Source organism: Kaistia sp. SLG-1 (assembly GCF_059699055.1).
Window position 1 is genome coordinate 275,131 of sequence record NZ_AP048544.1, and the last position, 13,630, is coordinate 288,760.

General features: G+C 68.1%; 13 protein-coding genes. 10 read left to right on the forward strand and 3 right to left on the reverse strand.

Translation table 11 applies throughout. From position 1 onward, the window contains the following. Positions 1-88: 88 nt before the first annotated feature. The 5 genes from AC6HZP_RS01250 (at position 89) to AC6HZP_RS01270 (ending at position 6,019) form a co-directional block, all read left to right on the forward strand. Positions 89-1,630, forward strand: coding sequence for a xylulokinase (locus AC6HZP_RS01250; RefSeq protein WP_497525068.1), 1,542 nt, complete (start codon positions 89-91; stop codon positions 1,628-1,630). Between the two features lie 64 nt (positions 1,631-1,694). After that, positions 1,695-2,609: a sugar ABC transporter substrate-binding protein gene (locus AC6HZP_RS01255; RefSeq protein ID WP_244669705.1), complete on the forward strand. Its 915-nt coding sequence runs from the start codon at positions 1,695-1,697 to the stop codon at positions 2,607-2,609. Continuing rightward, on the forward strand, positions 2,606-4,291 hold the full coding sequence (locus AC6HZP_RS01260; protein WP_497525069.1) for a sugar ABC transporter ATP-binding protein: 1,686 nt from the start codon (positions 2,606-2,608) through the stop codon (positions 4,289-4,291). Before AC6HZP_RS01255 ends, AC6HZP_RS01260 begins: the two co-directional genes overlap by 4 nt. Continuing rightward, the gene (locus AC6HZP_RS01265) at positions 4,288-5,217 is read left to right on the forward strand and encodes an ABC transporter permease (protein ID WP_497525070.1); all 930 of its coding nucleotides are present in this window, start codon (positions 4,288-4,290) and stop codon (positions 5,215-5,217) included. Before AC6HZP_RS01260 ends, AC6HZP_RS01265 begins: the two co-directional genes overlap by 4 nt. Before the next feature lie 70 nt (positions 5,218-5,287). Beyond that, entirely contained in the window at positions 5,288-6,019 is a 732-nt protein-coding gene (locus tag AC6HZP_RS01270) for a dienelactone hydrolase family protein (RefSeq protein ID WP_497525071.1), read from the forward strand. Between the two features lie 415 nt (positions 6,020-6,434). Here the strand turns inward: AC6HZP_RS01270 and mtnC are convergent, their stop codons facing one another. Beyond that, a complete protein-coding gene (mtnC, locus tag AC6HZP_RS01275) occupies positions 6,435-7,145 on the reverse strand; it encodes an acireductone synthase (protein WP_497525072.1) in 711 nt (236 codons plus the stop codon). Between the two features lie 82 nt (positions 7,146-7,227). On the opposite strand from mtnC, the gene mtnA reads away from it, so the two are divergent. After that, entirely contained in the window at positions 7,228-8,322 is a 1,095-nt protein-coding gene (gene mtnA, locus AC6HZP_RS01280) for an S-methyl-5-thioribose-1-phosphate isomerase (protein ID WP_497525073.1), read from the forward strand. On the opposite strand, the gene AC6HZP_RS01285 is transcribed toward mtnA, so the two are convergent. Next, a complete protein-coding gene (locus AC6HZP_RS01285; protein ID WP_497525074.1) occupies positions 8,323-9,516 on the reverse strand; it encodes an MFS transporter in 1,194 nt (397 codons plus the stop codon). Here AC6HZP_RS01285 and AC6HZP_RS01290 point away from each other — a divergent pair. Then, on the forward strand, positions 9,515-9,943 hold the full coding sequence (locus AC6HZP_RS01290; protein ID WP_497525075.1) for an ArsR/SmtB family transcription factor: 429 nt from the start codon (positions 9,515-9,517) through the stop codon (positions 9,941-9,943). The genes AC6HZP_RS01285 and AC6HZP_RS01290 overlap by 2 nt on opposite strands. A gap of 434 nt (positions 9,944-10,377) precedes the next feature. On the opposite strand, the gene AC6HZP_RS01295 is transcribed toward AC6HZP_RS01290, so the two are convergent. Continuing rightward, on the reverse strand, positions 10,378-10,695 hold the full coding sequence (locus AC6HZP_RS01295) for a hypothetical protein (protein ID WP_497525076.1): 318 nt from the start codon (positions 10,693-10,695) through the stop codon (positions 10,378-10,380). Positions 10,696-10,909: 214 nt separating this feature from the next. Between AC6HZP_RS01295 and fabA the strand changes: the two genes are divergently transcribed. From fabA to fabI, 3 genes are all read left to right on the forward strand, one after another. Continuing rightward, positions 10,910-11,437: a 3-hydroxyacyl-[acyl-carrier-protein] dehydratase FabA gene (fabA, locus tag AC6HZP_RS01300; protein WP_497525077.1), complete on the forward strand. Its 528-nt coding sequence runs from the start codon at positions 10,910-10,912 to the stop codon at positions 11,435-11,437. Positions 11,438-11,514: 77 nt separating this feature from the next. Then, positions 11,515-12,741, forward strand: a complete 1,227-nt coding sequence (gene fabB, locus AC6HZP_RS01305; protein WP_497525078.1) for a beta-ketoacyl-ACP synthase I — start codon at positions 11,515-11,517, stop codon at positions 12,739-12,741. 26 nt (positions 12,742-12,767) lie between these two features. Continuing rightward, a complete protein-coding gene (fabI, locus tag AC6HZP_RS01310) occupies positions 12,768-13,616 on the forward strand; it encodes an enoyl-ACP reductase FabI (protein ID WP_497525079.1) in 849 nt (282 codons plus the stop codon). Positions 13,617-13,630: the final 14 nt, after the last annotated feature.

Consider the following 13,630-nt stretch of genomic DNA (forward strand, 5'->3'; position numbering starts at 1 on the left):
CGTTGCAAAGGCGGGGAGAACGTGATTTCCCGCAGCGGAATCATGCCCTAGATTGCGCCTCCCGCAATATCCGGACAGGGATTCGCACATGGCAGCCAAGAAGTCCGTGCCGACACGCACGGTCCTGATCATCGATGTCGGCACGTCGTCGGTGAAGGCTGCCCTGTTCGACGAAAATGGCCGCACCCTGCGCTCGGCCGACGCGCCGGTCACCACGGCGAGCCCGCAACCCGGCTGGGTCGAGCAGGATCCGGCGCTCTGGTGGAAGGCAACCGTCGAGGCGGTGCAGGCGCTCGCCGTCGACGCCGTGCCGATCGCCATCACGCTGACCGGCTCGATGCAGAACGTCATCCTGCTCGGGCGCGAGGGCGTCAGTTTGCGCCCGGCGCTGCTCTACAGCGACGCCCGCGTCAGCGAGAAGGAGATGGCGGCGCTCAAGAAACACCTGCCGAAGGACTTTGAAAATCGGATCGGCAACCGGGCCGAGCCGGCGCTCTGCCTGTTCCGGCTCGACTGGCTGCTGAACCACGAGGGCGGCACCATGGCCAAGGTCGAGCGCGTGCTGTTCGGCGCCAAGGATGCGATGATCCACCGCATGACCGGCCGCGCCGTGGTCGATCCGACCTGCGCCACCACGACGGGCCTGCTCAATCTCGCCGCCCGCCACTGGGACGCCACCATCCTCGCCGCGATCGGCATGTCGCCGGCGATCCTGCCCGATATTCTCGATGCCGACGCGCTCGCCGGCCCGCTGCTGCCGGAGCCCGCGGCGGCGCTTGGCCTGGTGCCCGGCATTCCCGTCTATGTCGGCGCCGGCGACGGCGGCGCCACCGCCTGGGGCACGGCGAGCGAGCAGCATGACCGGCCGCACGCCTATCTCGGCACCACCGGCTGGATCGCCGCCACCATGCCCTATTCGGTGGCGAAGCCGCCGCGCGACGCCTATACGCTGGCCGCCCCCGTCGGCACCGACGTCATCGTCATCTCGCCCTTCCTCGCCGCCGGCCTCGCGATCGACTGGTTCGCCGGTGTCGCCGGCCGGCCGGTCGCCGAGCTTTACGCGGCGGCGGAGACGCATGACGCCAGCCCGCCCGGCGCGCTGTTCCTGCCCTATCTGATCGGCGAGCGGGCGCCGTTCTCCGACCGCGCCGTGCGCGGCGCCTTCCTCGGCCTCGACCGCGAGCATTCGTCCGACGCGCTCGCCTATGCGGTGCTCGAGGGTCTCGCCCACGCCATCCGCGACAATCTCGAAGCGCTGCCGATCCCGCCCAAGACGATCGCGCTCGCCGGCGGCGTCGCCGGCTGCCTGACGGTGGCGCATCTGATCGCCGACGTCACCGGCGCGCGGGTGACGGTTCCCTCCGCGAGCCGCATCGTCACCGCCTATGGCGCCTTCCGCATCATCGCGCCGATCATCGGCCTGGCGCCGAAGGGGACCGCGAAGAGCGCCACCAAGAGCGCCGCGAGCAAGGCAAAGGCCGGCCGGAAATCCGGCGCCGCCGGCAGCGACGAGACCGTCGTCGCGCCGCGTCCCGAGCGGGCCAAGCGGGCCGCCCGACGCTTTGCCGCCTATCGTCAGGCGGCGGCCCAGGCGCGGGCGCTTGCCGAGGCGCTCGACCCCGCGCTTTGAGCCGCTTGCGCCGGGGGCGGGGGAGGCGATATCACTGGCGCCGAACCCAAGGGGGAGAACAAAAATGCGGGTTGGAATTCTCGGACTGGCCGTTGCGGGGCTGATGGCCTCGACGGTTGCTGCCATGGCCGCCGACGTCGCGGTGCTGACGCCGTATCAGAGCTCGGTCGCCACCAACCAGATGATCAACGTGTTCCAGGACAAGGCCAAGGCGGCCGGCTGGAACGCGACCGTCGTCGACACGCGCGGCGACATGGGCCAGCTCGCCAGCCGCATCGAGGACGTCGTCGCCGCCAAGGTCGCGGCGATCGTGCTCGTCAGCGTCGATCCGACCCAGATCCAGGACCAGGTCAACGCCGCCGCCGCCGCCGGCATTCCTGTCGTCACCATCGACGGCGCCAAGGCGCCGGGCGTCGTGCTCAACGTCACGTCCGACAATTTCGAGCTCGGCACCAAGCTGTCCGACTTCCTGTTCGACAAGCTCGGCGGCAAGGGCAACATCGTCAAGTTCTTCTATTCCGCCCATCCGGGCGTGCATCAGCGCGAGCTGGCGCTGGACGAGGCGCTGAAGAAGCATCCCGACATCAAGGTCATCGCCGACCATTACGTCGTCGTGCCGGGCCCGATCGACGACGCCCGCAAGACCACCGAGAACTGGCTGAAGAGCCAGGGCGACCAGATCGACGCGGTCTGGGCCGCCTGGGACGAGCCGGCGATCGGCGCGCAGCTGGCCATCGAGGCTGAACAGCCGGATTCGAAGATCATCATCGCCGGCATCGACGGCAACCCGCAGGCGATCGAGCTGATCAAGGCGTGCTCGAACATCAAGGGCACCGTCAGCCAGGACTTCGACGCCATGGCGAGCCTCGCCGCCGAGGGACTGACGCAGATCCTCGCCGGCAAGACGCCGGAGAAGGCCGAGCTCTATGCCCCGGCCAAGCTGATCACCCCGGAGACGCTGGGCGTCACCTGCCCGTGAAGTCTCCGCCTTTCCTCGCGCTGGACGGCCTCGTCAAGCATTTCGGCGCGACGAAAGCCCTCGATGGCGCCGATCTCGTTCTCGAAGCGGGGTCGGTGCATGCGCTTGTCGGCGAGAACGGCGCCGGCAAGTCGACCCTGATCAAGACGCTCTCCGGCCTCTACCAGCCCGATGCGGGCGCGATCCGCCTCGACGGCGCGCCGATCACCATCGACGGCCCGCGCGCGGCGGAGGCGCTGGGTCTGCGCTTCATCCATCAGGAGCTGAACCTCGTCCCGCATTTCGACGCCGTCGGCAATGCCTGGATCGGCCGCCGCCATCCGCGCCGCGGCCCGTTCATCGATGGCCGCGCCATGCGGGCGAAGGTCGCCGAGGTGGCGGCGCGGATCGCGCCCGATTTGCCGCTCGACAAGCCCGCCGCGCGGCTCACGCCCGGCCAGCGCCAGATGGCGGAGATCGTCCGCGCGCTGATGGATCCTGCCCGCCTCGTCGTCATGGACGAGCCGACCTCGAGCCTCTCCGAGGGCGAGGCCGAGCGGCTGCATGAAATCGTGCGCCAGCTCGCCGCCGAGGGCTGCGCCGTCCTCTTCATCTCGCACCGCCTCGACGAGGTCCTCGACCTCTGCGACCGCTACACCGTCCTGCGCAACGGCCGCACCGTGGGCGCGGGGGCGATCGCCGACATCGACCGCGCCGGCCTGGTGGCGCGGATGTCGGGGCAGGGGACGGACTCGGGCGCTTCGCCTTCCTTCCCGCAGGCCAACCTTCCTCAACATCCTGAGGAGGCTTTCGCAGAAAGCCGTCTCGAAGGACGCACGGCCGAGGTGCAGCAAGACCTTTCCGGCACGACCGCCCTGCGTCCTTCGAGACGGCCCTCCGGGCCTCCTCAGGATGTTGAGGGCGGAGCGCCGCATGCAACAAAACCCGTCCTCGCCGCCGATCTCGCCTTCGGTCCCGCCGGCAGTCGCTTCGCCTTCTCGGCGCGGGCGGGCGAGATCGTCGGGCTCTACGGCCTCGTCGGATCCGGGCGGTCGTCGCTCCTGAAGACGCTTTGGGGCGCGACGCCGGGGCGCGGGCTGATCGCCATCAACGGCCAGGTGCCGAGGCATGGGCCGGCCGGCCGCATCGCCGCGGGCGTTGCCTACGTGCCGGAAGACCGCCGCCGCGAGGGCCTCGCCAATTCGCTCTCGATCGAGCAAAACCTTTCGCTGGCTCATCTTTCCGATTTCCGCGCCCTGTCCAGCCTTCCGGCGCCCTCGCGGGGCAAGATCCGCGCCTTCGCCAGGGCCACCGGCGCCCGTCTCCGCCTCGTCGCCGCCGGCCCCGACCGCTCGCCGGCGACGCTCTCCGGCGGCAACCAGCAAAAGCTCCTGTTCGGCCGCTGGCTCGGCCGCCCGATCCGCGCCCTGCTGGTCGACGAGCCGACGCGCGGCGTCGATGTCGGCGCCAAGGGCGAGATCCATGCCGAGATGCGCCGCATCGCTTCGGACGGCGCCGCCGTCCTGATGGCGACCAGCGACATCGAGGAACTGCTCGCGCTTTCCACCCGGGTTCTCGTGCTCCATGCCGGCCGGCTGGTCGCCGAGCTCGACGGCCCCTCGCTCACCCGCGCGGCCGTCGTCGCCGCCGCCTTCGGCCATGCTCCGGACGAGCAGATGCCGCCCTCGGAACGCTCCGCATGACCCTTCTTCGCCGTTACGGCACGCTTTTGGCGCTGGCGCTGATCATCCTCGTCTTCGCCATCGCCTCGCCGCAGGCCTTCGGCACGATGTCGAACCTCGTCAACATCACCCAGCAGATGGCGCTGCTCGCCATCGTCGCCATCGGCGCGACGCTGGTGATGGTGCTGGGCGAGTTCGATCTCTCCGTCTCGGCCGTCGTCTCCTGGGCCGGCATCGCCGCCGCCGCCTTGTTCGCCGCCGGCGTCGCCGTGCCGGTGGTGATGATCACGGTCCTCGTCTCGGCCGTCGCCATGGGCGCCACCTCCGGCTTCCTCGTCGCCCGCTATCGCGTGCCGAGCTTCATCGCCACGCTCGCCTTCGGCACGGTGATCGGCGGCCTGACCTTCTGGGTCTCGAACGGCGCGACGCTCTTTTCCGGCATTCCGGCCGGATTTCGCGATCTCGGCCGCGGCACGCTCGCAGGCTTCCCGGTGCCGACGCTCTGGCTGATCGGCGTCGCCATCGTCTTCTGGCTGCTGCTCGACCAGACCGAGTTCGGCCGCCGGCTCTATGCGATCGGCGGAAACCGCGAGGCGGCGCGCCTCGTCGGCCTACCGGTCCGGCGCGACATGGTGGTCGCCTTCGCACTCTGCGCAGCCCTTGCCGGCCTCGCCGGCCTGCTTTTGACCGCGCGCCTCGGCAGCGCCCACCCGACCGGCGGCGGCGGCTATCTGCTGCAAGCCTATGCCGCCGTCTTCCTCGGCATGACGGCGTTCCGCGAGGGCGAGCCGAGCGTGCCCGGCACGCTGGTCGGTGCTGCGATCATCGCCGTCGTCTCCAACGGCCTCACCATCCTCGGCGTGCCGAGCTTCCTGCAGGATCTTCTGACCGGCGCGATCATCCTCGCCGCCGTCCTCGTCCGCAATTTCGGCCGCGACGGCGATTGAGATTAGCTTCGGCGGCCTTATCTTCGGGGCGTTGCCCTCCGGCAGCTTTCCCCCTCACGGACGATTTGCGATGAAACAGAACGTCGAGATCCAGACCGCCGACGGCGTTGCCGGTGCCGCCCTGTTCGCCCCGGCCGGGCCGAACGCCACGACTTCCGGCGTCATCCTCTACATGGATGCCTTCGGCCCCCGTCCGGCGCTCTACGGCATGGCGGAGCGCCTGGCCGATGCCGGCTATTTCGTCCTCGTCCCGGATCTGTTCTATCGCGCCGCGCCCTATGGCCCGTTCGACGCCACCGCCTTCAGCAACGAGACGACGCGGGCGCAGCTGATGGCGGTGCTTCAGGGGACGTCGCAGGCGATGACGGCGTCCGATAGCGGTGCCTTTATCGAGACGCTCGTTGCGGCCGGCGCCACCGGCCGGATCGGCGCTGTCGGCTATTGCTTCGGCGGCGGCCGCGCGTTGACGGCGGCGGCGACCTATCCGGAAAAAATCGCGGCGGCGGCGAGCTTCCACGGCGGCAATCTCGCCAGCGACGCGCCCGACAGCCCGCACACCAAGGCCGGCTCGGTCCGGGGTCGCGTCTATGTCGGCGTCGCCGGCGTCGACCGCAGCTTCCCGCCGGAGCAATCGGCGCGGCTCGCCGTGGCGCTGCGCGAGGCGGGCGTCGACCACACGATCGAGAACTATGTCGGCATGGAACACGGCTGGGCCGTCAGCGACCACGGCGTCTACGACGCCAAGGGCGCCGAGCGCCACTGGAAGCGCCTGCTGGAGTTTTTTGACGAGACGCTAAGGTAGGGGGACGTAAGCCCCTCACCCCAACCCTCTCCCGCGCGCGGGAGAGGGGGCGCAACGCGCTCGCGCCTTCCCGTCAGAACGCCCGCAAGCGTCCGTCCCAAACCTCCGTCATCCCCGCGAAGGCGGGATCCATCCAGCCGAAGCCTTGGCCGGAAAACCTCCCGACGCTTCGGCTGCATGGATCCCGGGTCAAGCCCGGGATGACGGCGAGGGTGGGGGGCGGTGGAGGCAGGATTGGCAACGCGGGGCCGTAAGCCCCTCACCCCAGCCCTCTCCCGCTCGCGGGAGAGGGGGCGCAACGCGCCTTGTCTTGCGAGAGCAAGAACAAGCTCATGGCCAACGCCCGCGCCGGCCGAAAAGCCCTCGCCCGCTTGCGGGAGAGGGTTGGGTGAGGGCCTTGCTCTACCACCCGAAATCAGCGGACCGTGCCGGCCTTCGCGTCGATGGCGTCGAACGTCCTTGCGATCGCGTGCGTCGTGTCGGGCGGGATGACGACCTCGCCGCGGTCGAGGCCGATCGTCTTCATGCCGGCTTCGCGCGCCGCGTCGAGCTCGCGCGTATTGTCGGAGAGGAACAGGATCTCGTCCGGCGCGAGGCCGATCTCGGTGGCGATCGCCGTGTAGGACGAAGCCTCCAGCTTCGAGCCGATCGCGGTGTCGAAATAGCCGGAGAACAGCGGCGTCAGATCGCCCGAATGGGTGAAGCCGAAGATCAGCTTCTGCGCCAGCACCGAGCCGGAGGAATAGACGTAGAGCGAAAGGCCCGAATCCTTCCAGCGGGTCAGTCCGGCGACGGCGTCCGGATAGATATCGCCCTTCAGCACGCCCTGGCGGTAGCCGTCCTCCCAGATCATGCCCTGCAGGAATTTGAGCGGCTTCGCCTTGCGGTCCTCGTCGATCCAGCCGGTGAGCAGCGCGATCGTGCCCGCGAGATCGAGCTCGGGCTGGCCGGCAAGCGTGCGCGCCTCGGCGAGCGCGCCGGCGACGGCCGGATCGGCCGCGTGCTCCGTGACGAAGCCGGCGAGACGGGCGCGGGCATAGGGAAACAGCACGTCCTTGACGAAGGAGATCGACGAGGTCGTCCCCTCGATATCGGTCAGTACGGCGCGGATTGGCGGGGTCGACATCGATCAGGCCCTGATGGTTGTGGCACTTCCGCCTCTACTCGATTACGTGAAGGCGGTCATCCTCATTAGTGTGGAGCATCTGATGAAAGTCGACGGCGTCGCCTATCGCTCGATCTGGCGCGATCCCTCCGAGACGACGGTCACCGTCATCGACCAGACGCTGTTGCCGCATCGTTTCCAGACGCTGCGGCTTTCGACCGTCGCCGATGCGATCGACTCGATCAAGCGGATGGTGGTGCGCGGCGCGCCGCTGATCGGCGTCACGGGCGCCTATGGCTATGCGATGGCGCTGCGCGACAATCCGTCGGATGCCAATCTCGATGCCGCCTTTGACGCGCTGCTCGCGGCGCGTCCGACCGCCGTCAATCTGCGCTGGGCGCTGGAAATCCTGCGTAACGAGGTGCGGCCGCTGGCGCCGGACGATCGCGCCGTCGCCGCCTATGTCACGGCCGACCGGCTGCATGCCGAGGACATCGCGACCAACGGCACGATCGCCGCGCATGGCGCGGGGCTCATTCGCGAGATTTTTGAGGCGAACGGCCGCTCGCGCCCGGTCAATGTGCTCACCCATTGCAATACCGGCTGGATCGCCTGCGTCGATTGGGGCACGGCGCTCGGCGCGATCTACAGCGCGCATGACGACGGCATTCCCGTCCATGTCTGGGTCGACGAGACCCGGCCGCGCAACCAGGGCGCCAGCCTGACGACGTGGGAGCTCGGCTCGCATGGCGTGCCGCACACGCTGGTTGTCGACAATGCCGGCGGTCACCTGATGCAGCACGGCCAGGTCGACATCTGCCTCGTCGGCGCCGACCGCGTCACCGCCTCGGGCGACGCCTGCAACAAGATCGGCACCTATCTGAAGGCGCTCGCCGCCAAGGACAATCACGTGCCCTTCTATGTCGTGCTGCCCGGCTCGACGATCGACTGGCGCATCGAGGACGGCCTTTCCGGCATCGAGATCGAGGAGCGCGCCGGCGACGAGGTGACCCACATCTCGGGCATCGCCGGCGACGGCTCGATCGTCAAGGTAAGGCTGGCGCCGAAGGGCACCAAGGCGGGCAACCCCGCCTTCGACGTGACGCCGGCGCGGCTGATCACCGGCCTGGTCACCGAGCGCGGCGTCGCCGAGGCGAGCCGCGCCGGTCTGGTCGGGCTCTATCCCGAGCGGGCCTGATCAGGCCCGCTCGACGGCCACGCGGGCGACGGGCTTCGCCACCGTCGACTTCATGGTCGCGAGCAGCAGGACGAGCGCCGCCAGCTCGAACAGGGCGGCGGTCCAGCCGATCGCCGTGATCGAGATATAGTCGATCGCGATCGCGCCGATCGCGGCGCCCGCCGCCGTGCCGAAATAGAGCGCCGACGAGTTCAGCGACAGCGACACCGCGGCGAGCGACGGCGCGAGGCGGACGAGGCGCACCTGCTGCACGGCCGGGAACGACCAGCCGGCCAGGCCCCAGACGGCGGCGATGACATAGGCGACGACGAGGCCGTGCCGGTCGGGCGCGTAGACCGCGACCAGCGACAGCGCCGCGTAGTTGATCGTCAGCGTCGCCAGCACGGCGGTGAGAAAACGCCTGGCGTTCCAGCGATCGGCCGCGTAGCCGCCGATCAGATTGCCGGCGGCGCCGCCGATGCCGGCCAGGAACAGCGCGCCGGCGACCATTTCCGGCGTCGCGCCGAACACCTCGGTCATCAGCGCGCCGAAATAGGTGTTGATGGCGAAGATGCCGCCAAGCGTCAGGAAGGTCAGCGCCAGCACGATCAGCGTGTCGGGGCGGCGGACCATCTCGAGCCGGGTGGCGAGCGACACGCTGGCCGGCGCGCCGACGCGCGGCAGGGCCACGAGGATGCCGAGAAGCGCAACCGCCGCCAGGCCCGCGACGCCGAGGAAGGTGGCGCGCCAGCCGAAATGCTCGGCGACGAGGGTGCCGATCGGCACGCCGACGATGATCGACACCGTCATGCCCGTATAGATGATCGAAATGGCGCGGCCGCGCTTTTCCGGCGCGACCATGGTCGCCGCCGTGCCCGAGGCCGACGGCACGAAGGCGGCGGCCGAAAGCGCCAGCAGCACGCGCGACACCATCAGCCAGAGATAGTCCGGCGCGAGGCCGGCGACGATGTTGGCGAGGCCGAAGGCGGTGATGGCGGCGGCGAGCAGCGTCTTGCGCGGCCAGTTCGCCGTCGCCACCGCCAGCAGGGGGGCGGCGACCGCGTAGACCAGCGCGAAGCAGGTGACGAGATGGCCGGCCGCGGCGACCGACACCTGCAGGTCGTCGGCGATCATCGGCAGGATGCCGGCGATCATGAAGCCCTCGGTACCGATGGCGAAGGTACCGAGCGCCAGCCAGATCAGGGAGCGAAGCATGGTGATTTTGTCCAAGAGTTCAAAAACTGTTGGACAATATGGCGGCCGAAACGGGCGCGTCAAGCAATGTTCAATAATACTTGAACTGTTTGCGCGCCACCTCTATGTGTCGGCCATGGCCAAGGATCTCTTTCACCCGCTGACCGAGCAGATCGACCTCTCCGCCGTGCTGGAGGCGCTGAGCGACCCGATCCGGCGCGACGTGGTTCAGCATCTCATGAAGGTCGGCGAGGACAGCTGCGGCGCGACGTCGGCGCTTTCCGGCCTGTCCAAGACCAACATGACCTACCATTACGCCCGGCTGCGCGAGGCCGGCGTCACCCGCGCCCGCATCGACGGCGCCAAGCGGATCATCTCCGTCCGCTACGACGATCTCGAAGCCCGCTTCCCCGGCCTGCTGCCGGCGATTCTCGGCGCGAACTCTTAGCTATTTGCCTCGTCCCGTTTTCTTGCGCGAGCCGGCATCCGCTTCGATCGAGAACGCCTTGGTGTCTGGCCGCAATGCATGATGCGGTCTGAAATACCCTTCCTTCACCTCTCCCTGAGGGAGAGGTCGACGCAACACCATCGCGCTGATCGGGCCGTGCCACCCTCCGCCGTCATCCCGGCGAAGGCCGGGATCCAGACACACAGACCCGTGGCCGATAGGCTGAGCCAAGCTTTCCTGGCCGGTGTTCATGGGCCCCGGCCTCCGCCGGGGCGACGGTGCCCTAACCATCGGCCGTGGGCTACACGGCGACCATTCGGTGCTTCGCTCCGACCTCTCCCTCAGGGAGAGGTAAGGGGCAACTCGGATTGCTCAGGAAATCGGGCTCGCCTGTTGAGCGACCGCCTCAGGCGTTCACCCGTTCGTCAAAAAACTCACGGACCAAAGGTCCCCTGCGGGCGGGTTTCCGTCGTGCCGTGGCTCCGGCCGCCCCGCGCCGTGTTGCAAAAGCATGTCGTGCCGATGCGCTCGAGCCGGCCGGTCGGGCAGTTGCCGGCGAGCGAGCGGCACTGGTTGGCGGTGAGGCCGGGCACCTCGGGCGCCCCCGGCGTCTGGATCTTCGGGATCGGCACCTGGAACAGCTTCGGCTGATCGAACAGGCTCGGCTGCTGGAACAGGTCGCGCGCCCCGGCCGGAATCGCCGCGAGCCCGACAAGGATAGCCAGCGCAGTAAGGGCGGGGATGCGATTCATGCCTGTCTCCATGCGGCGCGCGATGCGCCTCCGGCCATCCTAGCAGGACCAGATGCTAGGAACTCGCCTGAAATCCACCGGGCTTTCGATCACGAGGCGGCTATGTTAGGAAGGCCACGAAAAGCGCGGGAGGCTGAATGCCGCCTGCGTCGAGAGGATAGTGCGCGCGCCCGGATTTTCGAGGTCGCGGGCCGAACAGAGGTAGAGTGACGGCATGGCAGATCGCCCGTCGAGCTTCGACTATGAGGCTCTGCTCGCCTGCGGGCGGGGAGAATTGTTCGGCGAAGGCAATGCGCAATTGCCGCTGCCCCCCATGTTGATGTTCGATCGCATCACCTCGATCAGCGAGGAAGGCGGCGAATACGGCAAGGGCCACATCCGCGCCGAGCTCGACGTCAATCCCGACCTCTGGTTCTTCCAGTGCCACTTCAAGGGCGATCCGGTGATGCCGGGCTGCCTCGGCCTCGACGCCATGTGGCAGATGCTGGGCTTTTTCCTCGGCTGGAGCGGTTCGCCCGGCCGCGGCCGCGCCCTCTCGACCGGTGAGATCAAGTTCTCCGGCATGGTCGTCCCGACCGTGAAGAAGGTCGAATATGGCGTCGATCTGAAGCGCGTTCTCCGCTCGAAGCTGGTGCTCGGCATCGCTGACGGCTGGTTGAAGGCGGATGGCGTCACCATCTACCGCGCCAAGGACCTCCGCGTCGGCCTGTTCCAGGGCGATGCTACGCCTGCCGTCGGCTGATCGGCAGGCCTGATCCATTCGGGATCGGAACGGTCGCCAACCGAGCGGTTTGCTCTTCTAGGTAAGGACGAGAATCGATGAAGCGGGTCGTCGTGACGGGGATGGGGATCGTCTCTTCCATCGGCAACAACACCCAGGAAGTGCTGGCGAGTCTACACGAGGCGAAGAGCGGCATTTCCTTTGCAAAGGACTATGCCGATCACGGCTTCCGCAGCCATGTCGCCGGCGCTCCGACGCTCGATCCGGCCGAGGTCGTCGACCGTCGGGCCATGCGTTTCCACGGCGGCGGCACGGCGTGGAACCATGTCGCCATGGATCAGGCGATCCGTGACGCTGGTCTCGAGGCGGCCGAGATCTCCAACGAGCGCACCGGCATCATCATGGGCTCGGGCGGACCGTCGACGCGTACCATCGTCGAATCGGCGCAGAAGGCGCTCGAGTCGGGCTCGTCCAAGAAAGTCGGCCCGCTGGCCGTGCCCAAGGCGATGTCTTCCTCGCCGTCCGCGACGCTGTCGACCTGGTTCAAGCTCAAGGGCGTGAACTATTCGATCTCGTCCGCCTGCGCGACATCAAACCATTGCATCGGCAATGCCTATGAGATGATCCAGTACGGCAAGCAGGACCGGATGTTCGCCGGCGGCTGCGAGGAGCTGGACTGGACGCTTTCCGTGCTGTTCGACGCGATGGGCGCGCTGTCGTCGAAGTACAATGACCGTCCCGCCATCGCCTCGCGCGCCTATGACGCCAACCGGGACGGCTTCGTCATTTCCGGCGGCGCCGGCGTGCTGGTGCTCGAAGAGCTCGAGATCGCCAAGGCGCGCGGCGCGCGCATCTATGGCGAGATCGTCGGCTACGGCCTCTCCTCCGACGGCGCCGACATGGTCGCCCCGTCCGGCGAGGGCGCGGCCCGCTGCATGCGCCAGGCGATTGCGACCACCGGCGAGAAGATCGACTACATCAACCCGCACGCCACCTCGACGCCGATCGGCGATCTGAAGGAAATGGAAGCGATCCGCGAAGTGTTCGGCTCGGGCGACAGCTGCCCGCCGATCTCGGCGACCAAGTCGCTGACCGGCCATTCGCAGGGCGCGACCGGCGTGCACGAATCGATCTATTCGCTGCTCATGCTCAACAACCGCTTCATCGCGGAATCGGCTCACATCGAAGAGCTCGACCCGGCCTTCGCCGACATGCCGATCGTGCGCAAGCGCATCGACGACGCGAAGATCGACACCGTACTCTCCAACTCATTTGGCTTCGGCGGCACCAACGCCTCGCTGGTCTTCCAGCGCTACGTCGCCTGAGCCACAACAAGAACAAGGACGATCGAATGACGGCAGCAACCAGCAACCTGATGAGCGGCAAACGCGGTCTCATCATGGGTGTCGCCAACGATCATTCGATCGCCTGGGGCATTGCCCGGACGCTGGCCGCCCACGGCGCCGAACTCGCCTTCACCTATCAGGGCGATGCCTTCGGCCGCCGCGTCAAGCCGCTGGCCGACGCCGTCGGCGCCAAGCTGCTGCTCCCCTGCGACGTCGAGGATCTCGCCTCGGTCGACAGCGTCTTCGCGGCGCTGAAGGCCGAATGGGGCAAGATCGACTTCATCGTCCACGCCATCGGCTTTTCCGACAAGAACGAGCTGAAGGGTCGCTACGCCGACACGACGCGCGACAATTTCGTGAAGACGATGGTGATCTCCTGCTTCTCCTTCACGGAGATCGCCAAGCGCGCCGCGGCGCTGATGCCGGATGGCGGCTCGATCCTGACGCTGACCTATGGCGGCTCGACCCGCGTCATGCCGAACTACAACGTCATGGGCGTCGCCAAGGCGGCGCTCGAATCCTCGGTGCGCTATCTCGCCATGGATTTCGGCGGCGACAACATCCGCGTCAACGCGATCTCGGCCGGCCCGGTGCGCACGCTCGCCGGCTCCGGCGTTGCCGATGCCCGCATCATGTACAACTACCAGAAGAAGAACTCGCCGCTCCGCCGCACCGTCTCGCTCGAAGAGATCGGCGGCTCGGCCCTCTATCTCCTGTCCGAGCTCGGCGCCGGCGTCACCGGCGACGTCCACTTCGTCGATTCCGGCTACAACATCGTCTCGATGCCGCGCCTCGAAGAGCTCAAGGTGCACGAGGCCAACGCCGAGGCCAACAACCCGGCGGGGGTCGAGTAGGGTTTTTCGGTTCT